Annotated in this window: 14 protein-coding genes; 6 read left to right on the top strand and 8 right to left on the bottom strand. The window is 70.0% G+C overall.

Translation table 11 applies throughout. From position 1 onward, the window contains the following. Positions 1-91 precede the first annotated feature (91 nt). From ACWD5F_RS23025 to ACWD5F_RS23010, 4 genes are all read left to right on the top strand, one after another. A complete protein-coding gene (locus tag ACWD5F_RS23025) occupies positions 92-2215 on the top strand; it encodes an acetate--CoA ligase family protein (RefSeq protein WP_451256840.1) in 2124 nt (707 codons plus the stop codon). Then, positions 2199-3353, top strand: a complete 1155-nt coding sequence (locus tag ACWD5F_RS23020) for an acyl-CoA dehydrogenase family protein (protein WP_451256838.1) — start codon at positions 2199-2201, stop codon at positions 3351-3353. Before ACWD5F_RS23025 ends, ACWD5F_RS23020 begins: the two co-directional genes overlap by 17 nt. A gap of 96 nt (positions 3354-3449) precedes the next feature. Beyond that, positions 3450-4451, top strand: coding sequence for an NAD(P)H-dependent flavin oxidoreductase (locus ACWD5F_RS23015; protein ID WP_451256836.1), 1002 nt, complete (start codon positions 3450-3452; stop codon positions 4449-4451). 166 nt (positions 4452-4617) lie between these two features. Further along, the gene (locus tag ACWD5F_RS23010) at positions 4618-6240 is read left to right on the top strand and encodes a cellulose binding domain-containing protein (protein ID WP_451256834.1); all 1623 of its coding nucleotides are present in this window, start codon (positions 4618-4620) and stop codon (positions 6238-6240) included. Here ACWD5F_RS23010 and ACWD5F_RS23005 read toward each other — a convergent pair. Next, positions 6228-7091 (bottom strand): DUF429 domain-containing protein, encoded by an 864-nt coding sequence (locus ACWD5F_RS23005; RefSeq protein ID WP_451256832.1) that lies wholly within the window; start codon positions 7089-7091, stop codon positions 6228-6230. The two genes, ACWD5F_RS23010 and ACWD5F_RS23005, sit on opposite strands and share 13 nt — an antisense overlap. Before the next feature lie 148 nt (positions 7092-7239). Between ACWD5F_RS23005 and ACWD5F_RS23000 the strand changes: the two genes are divergently transcribed. After that, a complete protein-coding gene (locus ACWD5F_RS23000; protein ID WP_451256830.1) occupies positions 7240-8460 on the top strand; it encodes a metallophosphoesterase in 1221 nt (406 codons plus the stop codon). Between the two features lie 65 nt (positions 8461-8525). On the opposite strand, the gene ACWD5F_RS22995 is transcribed toward ACWD5F_RS23000, so the two are convergent. The 6 genes from ACWD5F_RS22995 to ACWD5F_RS22970 all read right to left on the bottom strand — a co-directional run bounded on the left by ACWD5F_RS22995 (position 8526) and on the right by ACWD5F_RS22970 (position 13443). Further along, positions 8526-9074, bottom strand: a complete 549-nt coding sequence (locus ACWD5F_RS22995) for a S26 family signal peptidase (RefSeq protein WP_451256828.1) — start codon at positions 9072-9074, stop codon at positions 8526-8528. Next, positions 9071-10957: an ABC transporter ATP-binding protein gene (locus ACWD5F_RS22990; protein ID WP_451256826.1), complete on the bottom strand. Its 1887-nt coding sequence runs from the start codon at positions 10955-10957 to the stop codon at positions 9071-9073. Before ACWD5F_RS22990 ends, ACWD5F_RS22995 begins: the two co-directional genes overlap by 4 nt. Continuing rightward, positions 10954-11508 carry a TlpA family protein disulfide reductase gene (locus tag ACWD5F_RS22985; RefSeq protein ID WP_451256824.1) on the bottom strand — a complete coding sequence of 185 codons (555 nt, stop codon included), beginning with the start codon at positions 11506-11508 and terminating at the stop codon, positions 10954-10956. Before ACWD5F_RS22985 ends, ACWD5F_RS22990 begins: the two co-directional genes overlap by 4 nt. Positions 11509-11513: 5 nt before the next feature. Beyond that, the gene (locus ACWD5F_RS22980; RefSeq protein ID WP_451256822.1) at positions 11514-12047 is read right to left on the bottom strand and encodes a MauE/DoxX family redox-associated membrane protein; all 534 of its coding nucleotides are present in this window, start codon (positions 12045-12047) and stop codon (positions 11514-11516) included. 96 nt (positions 12048-12143) lie between these two features. Further along, positions 12144-12365, bottom strand: a complete 222-nt coding sequence (locus ACWD5F_RS22975) for a hypothetical protein (RefSeq protein WP_451256820.1) — start codon at positions 12363-12365, stop codon at positions 12144-12146. A gap of 67 nt (positions 12366-12432) precedes the next feature. After that, the gene (locus tag ACWD5F_RS22970; RefSeq protein WP_451256818.1) at positions 12433-13443 is read right to left on the bottom strand and encodes an AraC family transcriptional regulator; all 1011 of its coding nucleotides are present in this window, start codon (positions 13441-13443) and stop codon (positions 12433-12435) included. Between the two features lie 812 nt (positions 13444-14255). Here ACWD5F_RS22970 and ACWD5F_RS22965 point away from each other — a divergent pair. Next, complete coding sequence (locus ACWD5F_RS22965; RefSeq protein WP_451256816.1) at positions 14256-15011, top strand: DUF4142 domain-containing protein; 756 nt, start codon at positions 14256-14258, stop codon at positions 15009-15011. A 42-nt stretch (positions 15012-15053) separates the two neighbouring features. Here ACWD5F_RS22965 and lpdA read toward each other — a convergent pair whose 3' ends face one another. After that, the gene (gene lpdA / locus ACWD5F_RS22960; protein ID WP_451256814.1) at positions 15054-16484 is read right to left on the bottom strand and encodes a dihydrolipoyl dehydrogenase; all 1431 of its coding nucleotides are present in this window, start codon (positions 16482-16484) and stop codon (positions 15054-15056) included. Positions 16485-16883 lie beyond the last annotated feature (399 nt).

Genomic DNA, 16883 nt, shown 5'->3' with positions numbered 1-16883 from the left:
TCTGCTCAACTTCCGCCGTCCGCCCGGGACTTCCGCACCCGCTCTCCTTCCCCTCCTCCCCTCCCCCTCCCCCGAAACCGGGAGATCGTCCGTGTCCTTTCCCCAGGCCTTCGTCGACCCCTCGTCCATCGCCGTCGTCGGTGCCACCGAGGACCGCGCCAAATGGGGTTACTGGCTCGCCACCGGTGCCCTCGCGGGAGCCGACCGGCGGACGGTGTGGCTGGTCAACCGCCGTGCCGCACAGGTCCTCGGCCGACCCTGCCGTCCGACGGTGGGCGACCTGCCCCAGGCCCCCGATCTCGTCGCCCTGTGCGTGCCGCCGCAACACGTCCTCCCCGTCGTCCGGGACGCCCTCGCCAAGGGGTGCCGCGCCTTCCTCTCGATCACCGCGGGACTCGGCGCCGACGAGGCCGAACTCGCCGCGCTGCTGCGCGAGTCGGGCGCGCGGATGATCGGGCCGAACAGCCTCGGGTTGTTCAACGCCGCTACGCAACTCCGGCTCGCCTGGGGGAACTTCACCCCCGGGAGCCTGGCGATCGTCTCGCAGAGCGGTCAGCTCGGTTCCGAGATCGCCGGCCTCGGCGCACGGGCCGGGCTCGGTGTGTCGCGCTTCTACTCGGTCGGCAACCAGCTCGACGTGGGAGCCGTCGACATACTCGAATCCCTCGTCTCCGACGAGCACACCACCACGGTGGCGCTCTACCTGGAGAGCTTCGCGGACGGAGCGCGGGTCGTCACCGCCCTCCGGGCCCTCCGCCGAGCCGGCAAGCACGCGCTCGTGCTCACCACCGGTGCCAGTGAGGGCAGCCGTCGGCTCGCGCGGTCCCACACCGGTTCGATGACCTCGGCGCTCGACGTCGTCGACGCGGCGTGCCGCGCCGCCGGAGCCCTTCGGGTCACGTCCCCGCGCGAACTCGTCGACACGGCAAGGGTGTTGGATGCGACCGCGCCGCCGAACGGACGCCGGGTCGCGATCATCAGCGACAGCGGCGGACAGGGCGGGATCGCCGCCGACCTCGCCACGGAAAGGGGCCTGCGTGCGCCGGTCTTCACCGACCGGTTGCAGTCCGGCCTGCGTGAACTCCTCCCCGCTGCCGCGGCGGTGTCCAATCCGGTGGACCTCGCGGGCGCGGGGGAAGCGGATCTCCAGGTCTACGCGCGGGTCGCCGAGTTGGTGGCCGCCTCCGGCGAGGTCGACTCGATCGTCCTGTCCGGGTATCTCGGTTGCTACGGCGAGGACGCGCCGAGCCTCGTGGACGCGGAGTCCGCCGTGATCGACCGCCTCGGCGACCTCCAGCGGACGGACGCGGCGCACGTACCTCTGATCGTGCACAGCATGAGCGCCACCTCGCCCGCGATCGCCCGGCTTCGGGACCACCGCGTCCCGGTCTTCGGCACCATCGACGCGGCCCTGGGCGCGCTGGACCACGTGACCCGACTGGGCGGACAGCCCCGCCCAACTCCGGCGACCGTGAGGATCGAAGCGGCCGTCCCTGAGCCCGGCTACTGGGCGGCTCGTACGTTCCTCACGGCACTCGGCGTTGCGATGCCCAAGGCTCAACAGGTCACCGACGAGGCCGAGTTCGCGGAGGCCTGCGCATCCCTCCACCCACCACTCGTGCTCAAGGCCGGCTGGATCGAGCACAAGAGCGAACACCAGGCCGTCAGAACCGGATTGGGCCCGGAGACCGCCGCCACCGTGTTCCGCGAGATGTACGAGCGGCTCGGACCGGGCGAGTACGTCGTCGAGGAGCAGGACACCCGGCCGGGCGTCGTCGAACTGGTGATCGGCGCCCGCCGGGACCGTGACTTCGGTCCGACCGTGACAGTGGGCCACGGCGGAGTCCACACCGAACTCTGGCGTGACGTGTCCGTGGAACTGGCGCCGGTCGACCGGCGGACGGCGGCCGGGATGCTCGACCGTCTGCGTTCGCGCCGGCTGCTGGACGGCTGGCGGGGACAGCCGGCGGTCGACGTCGACGCGCTGATCGACGCGATCGTCGCCGTGTCCGAGGCGATCGCGGGTACCACCGGCGTGGCGGACATCGAGGTCAACCCGATCCGGGTCGGGCCCGACGGCGCCTTGGCGGTGGACGCGCTCGTAATCCCTCGTACCGCAGAAGTCGTACCGAAGACCGCATGTGCAGCAACCGGGGTGAACGGCCGCCGGGAATCCACCGAGGAGCAGGAGATATCGCGTGAGCACGTCCACTGAGCCCTGGCCGCTGACCGATGAGCAGCGGGCGATCGTCGAACTGTGCCGGGAGTTCGCCGCGAACGAGATCCGGCCGCGCGGACGCGAGGTCGACGAGCGGGACATCGAGTCGCCGCTGGACATCTTCCGGGCCGCGGCCAAGGTCGGCATCACCGATTTCATGCTGCCCGAGGAGTACGGCGGCGGCGGATTCACCGATCTCGTGACCCAGTGCCTGGTCCAGGAGCAGATGTGCTGGGGCGACCCGGGCATCGGCAACTTCGTCTGTTCCAACGGGTTCTTCGCCGATCCGCTGCTCGCGCTCGGCACCGAGGCGCAGAAGGCCGAGTGGTTGCGTCCGCTCGCCGGTCCGAACCCGCTCTACACCGCGCTGGCGACGACCGAGCCGGAGTCGGGTTCCGATGCCGCGTCCATCGTCACCACCGCCGTGCGGGTCGAGGGCGGTTACGCGATCAGCGGGCAGAAGGCGTGGATCTCCAACGCGGGTCTGGCCGATCAGTACGTGGTCTTCGCGAAGACCGACCCGACCCGGGGGTCCTCCGGTGTCACCGCCTTCCTGCTGCGCAAGGGCGCCGAAGGGATGCGGTTCGGTGAGCCCATGCGCAAGATGGGCCAACGCGCCATCGTCTGCCGGGAGATCTTCTTCGACGAGGTCTTCGTGCCCGAGTCCGACCGGCTCGGGGACGAGGGGCAGGGCTTCCGTGGGTTGATGAAGACGTTCGACATCTCGCGGATCGTGCTCGCCGCCGCGGCGACCGGAGCGGCCCGCGCGGCCTACGAGTACGCGCTCAAGTACGCCCGGGAGCGCAAGCAGTTCGGGAAGCCGATCGTCGAGCACCAGGCCGTCGCGTTCCGGCTGGCCGACATGGCGACCCGGATCGAGTCCGCGTGGCTGCTCACCCTGCACGCGGCCCGGCAGATGGACGCCGGAGCGGATGCCACGAAGGTCGCGGCCATGGCCAAGCTCCAGGCTTCCGAGACCGCGATGGCGGTGACCTGGGGCGCCGTCCAGACCCTCGGCGGATGGGGCTACTCGCGCGAGTTCCCGGTCGAACAGTGGATGCGCGACGCCAAGTTGGAGGAGATCGAGGAGGGCACCTCGGACATCATGCGGCTGGTCATCTCGCGACGTCTCTGACACCGCTGGCACCTTGGACGCCTCGGACACCTCTAACACCTTGGACGTCTCTGGGACCTGTGACGTCTCTGCCCCTGTCTCAGCAAGTGGAGTGACATGACCTTCCGGAACGAGTTCACGGAGATGTTCGGGGTCGAACACCCCATCGTGTGCGGCGGGATGCTCGCGGTGGGCACCGCGGAGCTGATCTCGGCCGTCGCGAACGCCGGTGCGCTGGGGTTCCTCAGCGCGCTGACGCAGCCCACCCCGGAGGCGCTCGCGAAGGAGATCGCGCGCTGCCGTGACCTGACCGACAAGCCGTTCGGCGTCAACCTCACCATCCTGCCCACCATCGAACCGGTGCCGTACGACGACTACCGGGCGGTCATCGTCGACTCGGGCGTGAAGGTCGTGGAGACGGCGGGCAGCAACCCCGCGCCGCATCTGCCGGCGTTCAAGGCGGCCGGGGTGAAGGTCGTGCACAAGGCTGTCGCCGTCCGGCACGCGCTGAAGGCCGAGGCGTTGGGCGTCGACGCGGTGAGCATCGACGGGTTCGAGTGTGCCGGGCATCCCGGTCAGGACGACGTCCCCGGCCTCGTCCTGATCCCGGCCGCCGCCCGCAGGCTGCGCATCCCGATCATCGCGTCCGGCGGCTTCGCCACCGGTTCTGGTCTTGTCGCGGCGCTGGCGCTCGGGGCGTGCGCGATCAACATGGGGACCCGGTTCGAGGCGACCGAGGAGGCGCCGGTCCACCCGAACGTGAAGGCGCGGATCGTCGCGAACGACGAGCGCGGCACCCAGATCGTGTTCCGGGAGTTCGGCAACACCGCCCGGGTTGCGCGGAATTCGGTCTCGGAGGCCATCGCCCGCCTCGGCGCGCTCCCCGAGGCTGTCTTCTCCGACGTCGCCGACCTCGCCTCCGGGAAGCGTGGCAGGCAGCGGGTGCTGAGTGAGGGCGATGTCGAGGGCGGAATGTGGTGGGCCGGTCAGGCCCAGGGCCTCATCGACAGCGTGGAGAGCTGCGAGACGGTGGTCCGCACGATCGTGGCGGACGCCGAGAGCGTCATCCGCGACCGCCTGCAGCGGCAACTGGCGCCCACGGACCCAGAATTGGTCTAGACGAATCTTTCCCGAATCTCTTGACGCCGTCAGGCGCGGCCGGTCACCCTTCCCTACGCAGGCAGATGTAAGGAAAGTTTCCGATTAAGTTCACGGCTTACCGGTTCGGTTTCCACGCCTTTCGGCCAGGCGCCGTACGCGACCTCGCCCCACAGAGGAGTCCCCCATGAGACGTGCGTCGCTGCGCGCCGTTCTGGCCGCCGCTCTGGCGGTCGGCGGCTTGACCACGATCGCCGCCCCCGCATCCCACGCGGCCGACAACACCGGCCTGATCGCCTCCTTCGGCGTCACCTCCACCTGGGGTGCCGGCTTCGAGGGCGGCTACACGGTCACCAACAGGTCGACCCACACGGTCAATTCATGGACCATCACCTTCACCCTGCCCGCCACCGAGGCCGTCACCAGCTCGTGGAACGGCACGGTCACCCACAGCGGGACGCAGTACACCATCACCTCCCCCAGCTGGGAGGCCCCGCTCGCCCCCGGTGAGTCCGCGCCCGTCGTCGGCATGGACTTCAGCTACACCGGCTCGGTCGTCCTGCCGAGCTCCTGCCTGATCAACAACGGCCCCTGCGCCGGTGTCCCCGCCGACACCGCCGCGCCCTCGGTCCCCTCCGGCCTCGCCGTCCGGGCCACAGGGCCCGGCAGCGTCACGCTGGGCTGGAACGCCTCGACCGACAACGTCGGCGTGGTCGGCTACCGGGTCTACGAGGGCAACGAGGTCATCGCCACGACCTCCGGCACCGGCACCACCTTCAAGGTGATCGGCCTGCTCCCCGGCAGCAGTCACAGCTTCTCGGTGACCGCGCTCGACGACTCCAACAACCAGTCGGCGCGCTCCGCGACCCTCACCGCGACCGCGGGCAGTGGCACAACTCCCGGCGTGGCGGCCCCCTTTGTCGACCTGGGGTCCTACCCGACGCCGAACCTCACGCAGATCGCCACGGACACCGGGCTGCGGCAGTTCTCGCTCGGCTTCATCACCGCCGGGTCGACCGGCTGCAACGCGAGCTGGTTCAACTCCTTCGACCCGGGCGCGGGTTGGGACCGGGCTGACTTCGACTCGCTGCGCGCGATGGGCGGTGACGTCCGGCCGTCGTTCGGCGGCGCGTCGGGCACCGAACTGGCCCTCGCCTGCACCAGCACGACCGCGCTCCAGGCGCAGTACCAGAAGGTCGTGGACGCCTACGCCCTGGACCGCGTGGACTTCGACATCGAGGGCGCCGCGGCGGTCGACCACGCCTCGATCGACCGGCGCTCGACGGCCGTCGCCGCCGTCCAGGCCGCCCAGCGTGCCAAGGGCCGCGACCTCAAGGTCACGCTCACCCTCCCGGTGCTGCCCAGCGGTCTGACCGCGGACGGCGTCTACATCCTCAGCTCCGCCAAGTCGCACAACCTGAACGTCGACACCGTCAACCTGATGGCCATGGACTACGGCGACAGCGCCGCGCCCAACCCGTCCGGGAAGATGGGCACGTACGCCATCCAGGCCGCGACGTCGACCCGCGCCCAGATCGCCTCGGTGTGGCCCAGCCTCACCACCGCCCAGACCTGGGCGATGGTCGGGCTCACCCCGATGCTCGGCCAGAACGACACCGCCAGCGAGGTGTTCACCTTCGCCGACGCGCAGCAGGTGCTCACCTTCGCCAAGCAGAACCACCTGGGCGAACTGGGCTTCTGGGACGTCACCCGCGACCGGAACGCCTGCACCGGCGCACTGAGCCAGTGCACGAACGTCCCGCAGACCCCGTACCAGTTCTCCAAACTGTTCGCGACCTACGCGGGCTGACCCCGTCCCTTCAGTCCGCCCGGCCCGCGCATCTGCGCGGGCCGGGCGGGCGCGATGATGGTGGGAGCGGATCCGAGAGGTACGGAGGTGTCCGCTCCCAGGACTTGGCAGCGCGCCAGTCCGTGCCGGGACCACAGTGCGGCCGTCCACGCGCAGAGCAGCGCGTCGATGAGGTCTTCCCGGTGCTTGTAGTCGGCGTCGAGCTGGGGTGAGGGCTCCTCGATCAGGCGACGGGACTCCGCGTGGGAGTCGAGCAGGAGGGGCGGATCGGCGGTGGCCAGAGTCGCCATACGCGCGATCAGCTGGTCGCACGCCTCCGCCCGGACCGCTCGCCACCGCGCCCTCGGCACTCGGGCCGGCGGACGCTTGTAGGTGGGGCGCTCCTGGTCGTAGCCCAGCTCGGACGCGCCGACCAAGGTCGTGTACGGGTAGCACTCGGAGACGACCAGTCCGCCCGTCGGCGGTCCGCCCCTGCCGTCGTCGTAGACCCAGCCGGACTCCTGCAACAACGCCCTCAAAAGCACTCCGCCCCGACGGGGAGAGCTCTGGTTGGTGCTGTTCGCGCTCACCTTCCACCGGCCGTACCGCTGTCCGACCTCCCGCTCGCAGGTCCGCTGGCCGGCCGGATTGTCGACGACCAGCGGCGCGTCGACGAAGGCGAGGGTCGATCCGTCCACGGCCGTCCTGGCGATCCAGGCCATCGTCTCGTCGAGCCCCGAGGTCCAGCCGCAGTCGATCACCACGCCCCGACCGTCGACGGCGGCCACACCGGTCTCGTTGACCTTGGTGCGGGTTCCCTCCTGCGCCTGCGCCCAGGCGAGGTCGACGCCGATGAACCGCTCGATCCCCATGCGTCGGTAGTACCAGAGAACCGGCCGGTGGCGGGACCGGTCGCCTTCTTCGCCCCTCCACGGGCCGCCCTCATGAGCACCCCTCCGACCGGCCCGAGGGCGACCGGATACAGTTCGCGGGAGGGCAGCCTGGTCAGAGAGGTGAAGCGTGACCGACACCAGCGACACTCGACCCGCCGACAGCGAGGCGCAGGCTCCACGGCGGAGCCCGCTGCTGCGCCTGATGCGCTACCTCCCGCTGATCGCGCCCGTGCTGCTGTGGGCCGTGCCCTGCTGGGTGCTCCTGTACACCGGCCAGCACTGGCCGCTGCCCGTCACGCTCGCCGGCACCGCTCTGTTCGTCCTCGGCCTCGTCGGTATGCCGCTCGCGATGGGGCGCGGCCACGGCCGCCGCCAGCAGGACTGGGCGGCGATCGTCGGTGACAGCATGCTGGGCGCCAGCTGGGTGCTGTTCACCTGGTCCGTACTGCTCGGTGTCCTGCTGCGGCTCGCCCTGACCTTGGCCGGCGTCGGCGAGAGCCAGGACCGGGCCCGGATCGTCGCCTGGGCCGTCCTCGGCACCACCGCCGTCCTCCTGGCCTGGGGCTACGCCGAAGCCCGCCGCGTGCCGCGCGTGCGCCGCCTCGACGTCCAACTCCCCCGGCTGGGCGCCGGGTTGGACGGCATCCGGGTCGCCCTCATCACCGACACCCACTACGGCCCGCTCGACCGTGCCCGCTGGTCGGCGCGGGTGTGCGAGACGGTGAACACCCTGGAAGCCGACGTGGTCTGCCACACCGGCGACATCGCGGACGGTACGGCAGAACGCCGCCGTGCCCAGGCCGTCCCGCTCGGTACCGTGCGGGCCACCGAGGCCCGGGTCTACGTCACCGGCAACCACGAGTACTACAGCGAGGCCCAGGGCTGGGTCGACCTGATGGACGAGCTGGGCTGGGAGCCGCTGCGCAACCGCCATGTGCTGCTCGAACGCGGCGGCGACACCCTCGTGGTGGCCGGCGTGGACGACGTCACCGCCGAGTCCTCCGGCCTGCCGGGCCACCGCGCCCACCTCGACGGAGCCCTCGACGGCGCCGACCCCGACCTGCCCGTCCTGCTCCTGGCGCACCAGCCCAAGTTCGTGGACAAGGCGGCGGCCGCCGGCATCGACCTCCAGCTCTCCGGCCACACCCACGGCGGCCAGATCTGGCCCTTCCACCACCTGGTCCGCATCGACCAGCCCGCCCTCGCCGGCCTCAGCCGGCACGGCGCCCGCACCCTCCTCTACACCAGCCGCGGCACCGGCTTCTGGGGCCCGCCCTTCCGCGTCTTCGCCCCCAGCGAGATCACCCTCCTCGTACTCCGCTCCCCACAGGCGCCCACGTCGCCGTAGCACGGTCCTCACCGGTTCCCGCGAACGCGCCTTCTACGGTGACCAGTTGACCGTGAGGGGACCGGTCACCCCGGCGGTCGCTCCGGTGGCGCGGCAGACTCGCTTCCGGCGCCGGAACGGTCCGTGAGAGGTGTGTCCCGAGGCTGAACCGTCCTCATCCCGGGCAGGCTCGCCTTGCGCACCGCCCTGCCGACGACCCACGCCGACGGCACGGGGCCGTGATGCCGGGAGTCCGTGCTCAGGGCCTGGTTGTCACCCAGGACGACCACATGGTCGGCGGGCACCGCCCCGCCCGGCCCCCTGCTCGGCACGCCCGCGGGCAGGGCATCGCCCGGCAGGGCCGCGATCCGCTTGATCGTCAGTCGGCCCACCATCGTCCTGCCGTCGGGCGCCTGCCCGGTCGGCGGCATGTCCACGATCACCACGTCGCCACGGCACAGGTCCTTCGCCGCCACGCGCCGGCCCACCACCCAGTCGCCCGGCAGATAGGCCGGGCTCATGCTCCGACCGTGCACCAGGACCAGGACGACGGTCCGGCGGACCCGGGCCAGGACCGTCCGAGTGGCGGCGAGGAACAGCACGGTCACCGCCGCGGCGACGAGGAGCCAGGTCACGTTCTCGCCTCCACGGGCTGTCCCGGAACACTCTCCCCCGGCCCGACGGTCTCGGACCGGTCCCGCGGCCCGACAGTCTCGGACCGGTAGCCCTCGGCCTGCGCCGCGAACATCCCCGCGTACAGCCCTCCGTGCGCGATCAGTTCGTCGTGCGTCCCGTGCTCGGCCACCTCGCCGGCGTCGACGACCAGCAGTTCGTCCGCCTCCCGTACCGAGCCCAGTCGGTGAGAGATCAGCACGCTCGTACGGCTTCCGCGGTATTCGCGCAGCTCGCGATGGATCCTGGCCTCGGTCTCGGCGTCCAGGCCGGAGCTGGGTTCGTCCAGGATCAGCAGATCCTGACGCCCGCGCAGATACGCCCGTGCGATGGCCAGCCGCTGCCACTGCCCGCCCGACAGCGTCACGCCCCGGTCGCTGTCGCCGTCCTCCTCGTCGCCCTGGAAGAAGATCCGGGACAGCAAGGTGTCGTATCCGCGCGGGAGTTCACGGACGAAGGCGTCCGCGCCCGACCGCTGCGCCGCCTCGACCACCCGCTCGATCGACGCGTTCGGGAGATCGCCCAGCGCGATGTTCTCGTAGGCGCTCAGGTCGTACGTCATGTAGTCCTGGAACACCGCGCCGATCCGGCGCCGCAGCTCCGCCGGGTTCATGTCCCGCAGGTCCACGCCGTCCCACAGGACCGCGCCCCGCTCCGGGTCGTACATACGGCACAGCAGCTTCACGATCGTGCTCTTGCCCGCGCCGTTGCGTCCGACCAGTCCGAGTGAACGGCCTTGGCCGACGCGGAAACTGACGCCCCGCAGCGCCCAGGGATGGTCCGGCGAGTAACGGAACCACACGTCCCGGAACTCGATGCCCGAGGACAACTCGGGTACCGGCAAGGGTTTCTGCGGCACGGGAAGGTCCGTCTCACCGTCGACGACGGACAAGTAGTGGCGGAACATGAGCAGTTGCTGATGGGACTTGGCGATGTCCCGCATGAGGCCGGCGCCCGCGGACTGGACTCCGGCCACGGACGCGATCATCAGCGACACGTCACCCAGGGAGATCCGCCCGCTCAGCGCCGCGAGCACCGCCCAGATGACGGCCGCGCCCGCCCCGCTCGCGGTGACGAGACCGGACAGGGTCTGAGCCGTCAGCTCCTGCCGGTCGAGCTTCGCCCGGACCGAGTTGGCCTTGAGCTTCTCGCGGGTCATCCGTGCGGCGAGCGGTCCGCCGATGTCGAACAGCCTTATCTCCTTGGCCGCCTGAAGGTTCGTCAGCAGTTCCCGGTAGAAGATCTCGCGCCGCTCCGTCGGACCGATCTGCCAGTAGGCGTTCACCCTGCGCCTGGCGAGCCACATCTCCGAGGCCAGCACCGGCACGACGGACAGGACGACGACCACAGGCAGCCACCAGGCGAGCAGCACCAGGGAACCCAGGAAGCCGCCGGCCATGGCCACCGCGCGCACCACGGACAGCATCGTGCCCACCAGTACGCCGGGAGTGGCGCCGCCGTGCTGCTGCGCGAGCCGCAGACGGTCCACGAACTCCGGGTCCTCGAACCGGGCCAGTCCCACGAGCCGGCCCGTCGCCTCGTAGAGCTGCTGCTGTGCCAGCAGGCCCACGGCACGCTCGAACTCCTTGTTGGCGTACATGAGCACCTGTGGCAGGCAGCCGGTGAACAGTCCCGCGATAGCCAGGCCCACCGCCAGGAGGACGACATGGCCGCGCTGTGCGCCGCCGCCGTGGGTGAGGTCGTCGAGCAGCGACTTGGTCAGCCACGCGGCGGCCACGGGGGTGACGGCGCTCGCCAGGGTGAGCAGCGCGAGGACGCAGGTTCCCCCGCGCGAGGCACGCCAGGTCAGCCTCAGCGCCTTGAGGATGGCCTGCGCTGTCGTCACGCGTCCACCAAGGACGACACGTTCCCGATCAGTGAACCCGCGGCCCGGACCGTCCTGTCCGGGCCGATCACCGCGAGCGCCGGGTACACCCGTGCGGCCAGCGCCAAGGACACCGGGCCGTCCAGTTCCTCGATGACCACGGTGGCCACGGGTTCGGCGAGCGCACGCTTCGACTCGACCTGCTCGGGCGTCCCCACCATCAGGGCGAGTGCCCGCTCGCGGGGGATCCCGCGGTCACGGACGAACGAGACGAACTCCGGCAGCCGCTCGTCGCACTTGCCGCAGCCGTGGGCGAAGACGCCGACCACGGTGTGCCCGTCCGTCAGGAAGTCGTCGGACAGGTGCTCGCCCTTGGTGGTGACGGTGGTGAACGTCCCCACCTGCTCACCCACCGCCAGCATCACGTCGGGGGTGCCCGGGGTCAGGTCAAGGCCGCTGTACTTGGTCCGCTCCTCGATCTCGCGCAGCCGCCGCAGAACTCCCGCGGTGAGCGCGATGTTCAACGCGCAGAGTGCCCCGAACAAGGCGGTCAGTGCGATGACGTACGGCATGGTTCTTACCCTTCTTGGCTGAGCGGACGAAGCAGCCGGGAGATGTCGTCGGTGAGCAGCGTCACGCCGGCCGCCGCGGCGCCGAACACGAGCGAGGTGGTCACGCCCGCGACTCCGTCGGCGTCCCCGCTCGACGTCAGCGCGGCGAGCACGCCGGTCAGCGAACCGGCCAGCAGGAACGCGTTCCTGACCAGATGCGCGGGGCCCACGGGAGCCGAGGAGGCCGTGCCGAAGCAGCGGCACGCGACCTGCTCACCGCGCCGCACCGTCGTACCGATGGCCATGGTGAAGGCACTCAACAGGGCGGTGGCGAGGGCGAATCCGGCGAGGGATGCCGTCGGCAGCGCGAGGAGAACGACGATCACCGCCTCCGTCGCAATCACCGCCACGGCTGTGGGCCCGGCGGGCAGGCGCGGGGCCAACGCCCTTACGGAGTCGGTGAATCCGAGAAACGCGTGCCGGCCTTTGAGCTTTCCCGCCACGGAGATGACGAATACAAGGGTGATGAAGACACGGCAGGAGATGAGAACATGGACCATGGAGGGTTCACCTCTGGATGACTGCGTCGCGCCCCGCTATCACCGGGGCGCGACGCTTCGTTCATGTCACGTCACTGTGCCGCTTTCCGGCACGGCTCAGCAGTTGTCCGAGTCCGTGCAGCCCGTCTGCGACCAGAACGACGTGCCGTCGCTGCACTTCCAGTAGAGGTCTTCCTTCCAGTACCAGAAGGCGCAGTGCGGGTTGCAGACCCTCTGCTCGATCCAGCAGCCATTGGCGCCGGACGACGTGGCGTGCGCCGCCTGACTCGGAACGATGTGGCTGAGCAGCTTGTCGGCCACAGCGGTAAGAGTGCGCATGGTGTCTCCTCTCGGTTGTGTTGCGTGTTCCTGTGAAAGAAACGCTAGGCGTACGGCAGTTGGCGAACTATCCACAGGATGATCGGATCCGAGCGGTTTCCGGATAGCCACGAAGGCCGGCCGTCTTTGACGGCGCGGTGCCGTAAGTGGCCTTGTAGAACGCGGCGAAGCGTCCGAGATGGACGAATCCCCAGCGCAGCGCCACGTCGGTGACCGTGCCGTCGTCCCGGCCCTCGGCGATCGCGAGGAGGTCCCGGTGGGCGCTGTCGAGCCTGACCCTGCGCAGGTACGTCAGCGGGGTGGTGCCGAGGTGGGCGCGGAAGGCGGCTCTCAGCGCCGGGAGGCTCAGCCGCGCGGCGAGTGCCATGTCGGCGGTGGACAGCGGTTCACCGGCGTGCTCCTCGCAGTACGTCATCGCCCGGCGCAGTGCGCTCGGCAGTGCGGCGTGCCGGGACGAACGCCGCAGGGATTCGCTGATGTTGCTGGGCTGGCTGTCCAACAGTCCGTGCACCAGCAGTTGTTCGAAGTGCCGCGTACCGAGGGGAGAGCAGGCGAGGAGCCCGCTCTTCATCGCCTCCGCGAAGGCGTGCAGTGCCCGTAACCAGCCCTGTGAGCCCGGACATCGGACGTCGATGGCCGGTGCGAACCGGACCGGGACGCTCTGGTCGACGGAGATGCCGCGCAGCTCGATCGCCTTGTCGACAACCGGTCGAGGGATCCGCAGGATCCGCATGTCGGTGTCGTGGGAGCGACGGATCTCCAGCCGCTGTCCCGGGCTGACGACATCCTGCGCGGCGGCCACGGGCTCGCCGTCGACGGCCAGACTGTGGCGACCGGCCCGGGGAAGGTGGATCAGGTACTGCCCCTGCCGCGCGACGGTACGTATCGACACGTCGGCCCCATGGCCCAGGGTGTAAAGGGCCATGTCGCCTTCCGAGTTGCTCATCCGGAAGCGGGCCGGCCCGGTCGCTTTCCCGAGCAGTCTCATTTGGTGCGGGGTGAATTGGGCGGTCAATACCTCGTGCATACGCGTCAGGTCACGCCCCTCGTACAGGACGGACTCCATGACGTTCTCCACTCGTACTCCTTGATCGCTGGTACGGAGGCAGCCCGGCGTTCGGCGAAAGCCGAGAGAAGGCCGGGTCGCTCGCCTGGATCGGTGCCAAGTGCCACGCGATGAAGGGCGATGGACCGCGCGAGGAATCAGCCCTTTCCGGGCTCAGGGGCCCAGGGGTGGTTACCGGGCTGTGGAGTGCTGCTGCCGGGGCGGCTTCATGGGGATGCGGGCAGCAGCAGATCCGCGCGGCGATGTCGCCGGAGCGTTCCGGGGATGCGAGGCGCGGGCATGCGGACGGGCCGGGTACTGGCCCGGAAAATGCTCGCCTATGGGATGCGCGCCTCGTGGAACTTCATCGGTGACGGCAGTTCTCTCCGTTGCGGTTTCTCTGTTCCGGCTGCGGAGGCGGCCGCGCCTACCGGTGGCGTCTCGGACGAGTCGGACCGTCGGCCTCGTGGGTGTGCGAAGTACGTACTCGGCTCACGTGGGCTCCCTCGGTCGTGCCATGTGTGACTCCCCCCGTTGGGAGCAGTGACAGTTTTCCCCGATCGCGGAGCGGGCCGCGAGCTTTTCGACTCTCCCTGAAATGGAATCGGAGATTCAGGGCGGGAGGAGAGCGAGTGACCGAGGAGCGACGCATGCGGCGCGCCGACCGCACCGACCGCACCGAACTGGCCGCACCGGCTGACCGGCTGACCGGCTGACCGGTGGATGATCTCCCCCGGCACTCGGACCCCGTCCCGCGTCAAGCAATCTTTACCTCGCGCAAGGGTCTCCTTTCCCTGCACTCCGCGTACGACCGGGCAGCCGCACCGCCCGTATCCGGAGGCCCCATGCCCCTCTCGCGCAGCACGCTCGGATCCCTCGCCGTCGGCGGGGCGCTCGCCACCACGCTGGCCGCCCTCGCCTACCCCAGCATGCTCGGCATCCAGACCACGGCCTCCAACCAGGCCCGGATCATCGCCAACACGCAGTGGGGCCCGCTCACCGAGGCCGACCGCAACTTCGTGGTCTTCGTGCGCTCCGCCGGTCTCTGGGAGAGCCCCTCCGGATCCCTGGCCATGCAGAAGGGCACGACCCCGGCCGTACGCGAGGCCGGCCGGCACCTGGTCGTCGGTCATGCCGCGCTCGACGCCAGCTGCCGCACGATCGCGCCCGAACTGAACATCACCCTCCCCGATCAGCCCACGCCGCAACAGCAGGGCTTCCTGGCCAACTTCCGCTCGGACAAGGGCAAGCAGTTCGACTCCGACTTCGCCAACACCCTGCGGATGACCCACGGTTCGATCTTCAACGTCATCGCCAAGATCCGCTCCACCACCGAGAACACCTTGGTGCGCGCGCTCGCCGACCAGGCCAACAACGTGGTCCTGGACCACATCACCCAGATGGAGAAGACCGGCCTGGTCAACTTCAACCAGGTCAACTTCCAGGAGACCGCCCCGCCCAAGCTCCCCGCCGCACAGGTGACACCACCGGTGCCGCAGCCGGGCGCACCCCTGGTCACTCTCACGGTGCCCCCGGGGCTGGCGACGGACGGGGTACCGACGGGACCGGCCGCGACGCCCTCCCCCTCGCCGACGGGATGACCGGGGAAGGGGGCGCGGCCGGTTTCGCCCTGTGGCGGCACGTCACATGTTGATCATGTGTCCGGCGAGCCCGTGCACCGCTTCCTTCACCGCCTCGCCCAGGGTCGGGTGGGCGTGCACATTGCGGGCGACCTCGTGGACGGTGAGGTCCCACTGCTGGGCGAGGGTGAGTTCGGGGAGGAGTTCGGTGACGTCGGGGCCGATGAGGTGGCCGCCGAGGAGTTCGCCGTACTTCGCGTCGCTGATCAGCTTCACGAACCCGGTGGTGTCACCGAGGCCGTGCGACTTGCCGTTCGCGGTGAACGGGAACTTCGCCACCTTGACGTCATGGCCCAACTCCCGTGCCTGCGCCTCGGTGTAGCCGAAGCTGGCGATCTGGGGCTGGCAGTAGGTGGCGCGCGGGATCATCGCGTAGTCCAGCTCCATCGTCTCCGCGTCCGCGAGGGTCTCGGCGGCGATCACACCCATCGCCTCGGCGGCGTGCGCGAGCATCAGCTTCGCGGTGACATCACCGATGGCGTACAGGTGCGGCACGGACGTACGGCACCGCCCGTCGACGTCGATCGCGCCGCGTTCGGTCACCGCCACGCCCGTGTTCTCCAGGCCGAAACCGGTGACGTTGGGCGCGAACCCGATCGCCTGGAGCACCTTGTCGGCCTCCAGGACCTGCTGGGCGCCGTCCTTGCCGGTGACCGTGACGCGGACCTGCGGTCCCGACTCGTCGATCGACTCGACGCGGGTGGAGGTGAGCACGTCGATGCCCAACTTGCGGTACTGCTTGGCGAGTTCGGCGGAGACCTCGACGTCCTCCAGGGGCGCGACCCGGTCCAGGAACTCGACGATCGTGACCTTCACGCCGTAGTTGTGCAGGACGTAGGCGAACTCGATGCCGATGGCGCCGGCGCCCGCGATCACGATCGACTGCGGGAGCTCCTCGGCGAGGATCAGCTCCTCGTACGTCACCACGCGCGCGCTGCGCTTGGTGCCGGGCAGCAGCCTGGGCGTGGCGCCGGTGGCGATGATGCAGTGCTCGAACCCGATCGTGCGGGTCTCGCCGTCGTAGCCCGCCACCTGGAGCGTGTGCGGGTCGAGGAAGGTGCCGCGACCGTCGATCTCCGTGATCTTGTTCTTCTTCATCAGGTAGTGGACGCCCTTGACCCGGCCGTCCGCGACCCTGCGACTACGGCGGAACGCCTCCCCGTAGTCGAAGGAGACCTCCCCCTCGACCTTGATCCCGAAGGTCTTCGCCTCGCGGGTGAAGATGTGCGCCAACTCGGCGTTGCGCAACAGCGCCTTGGTCGGGATGCAGCCCACGTTCAGACAGACACCGCCCCAGTACTTCTCCTCGACCACCGCGACCCGCTTGCCGAGCTGGGCGGCACGAACGGCGGCGACGTATCCGCCAGGACCCGCGCCGAGTACGACGACATCGAACCGCTCGTCCTGCGAGTCCTGCGCGTCCTGCTGACCCATCGAAAGATCCTTTCCCACCGGGAGGTCCACACCCGAAGGCCCGTCCTCCGGAGATCCTCTACGGTGTCCAGGATGCGCGCTCGTGCACGATTACGCGCACGAGCGCGACGGAGAGGTCGGTCTCACATACGGAGAGAGCCAGGGCGCTCGTGAGGGACTGAACGCGGGCCTCCGCCCGTCGAGCGTGACGACGAGGTGGATGCCCCACCCCGGAGCAGGACCACATGAGGTCTGGGCACTGGCCGCCCGCCTCGGCGTCCCCGGCCTGGGCCGGATGTGGCTCTCGACCTCGGCGCCGCCTACATCGGCGTGCTGACCTGCACAGACGATGAGGGCTTGCGGACGAGCGGCTCAACACCGTGCTGTGCGACCTGAATCCGGCCGGTACTCCCGTCGGCG

It is taken from the genome of Streptomyces sp. NPDC002499 (assembly GCF_053595415.1).
Note: the sequence above shows the minus strand (reverse complement) of the source record. Positions and strands in the feature narration are given on the sequence as shown.

Bases quoted from the DNA above. Each gene is read 5' to 3' on its own strand.
- ACWD5F_RS22965 (WP_451256816.1), top strand. From the start codon at position 14,256: ATGCCCCTCTCGCGCAGCACGCTCGGATCCCTCGCCGTCGGCGGGGCG.
- ACWD5F_RS22980 (WP_451256822.1), bottom strand. From the start codon at position 12,047: ATGGTCCATGTTCTCATCTCCTGCCGTGTCTTCATCACCCTTGTATTC.
- ACWD5F_RS23015 (WP_451256836.1), top strand. From the start codon at position 3,450: ATGACCTTCCGGAACGAGTTCACGGAGATGTTCGGGGTCGAACACCCC.
- ACWD5F_RS22975 (WP_451256820.1), bottom strand. From the start codon at position 12,365: ATGCGCACTCTTACCGCTGTGGCCGACAAGCTGCTCAGCCACATCGTT.
- ACWD5F_RS23010 (WP_451256834.1), top strand. From the start codon at position 4,618: ATGAGACGTGCGTCGCTGCGCGCCGTTCTGGCCGCCGCTCTGGCGGTC.
- ACWD5F_RS22985 (WP_451256824.1), bottom strand. From the start codon at position 11,508: ATGCCGTACGTCATCGCACTGACCGCCTTGTTCGGGGCACTCTGCGCG.
- ACWD5F_RS23005 (WP_451256832.1), bottom strand. From the start codon at position 7,091: ATGGGGATCGAGCGGTTCATCGGCGTCGACCTCGCCTGGGCGCAGGCG.
- lpdA (WP_451256814.1), bottom strand. From the start codon at position 16,484: ATGGGTCAGCAGGACGCGCAGGACTCGCAGGACGAGCGGTTCGATGTC.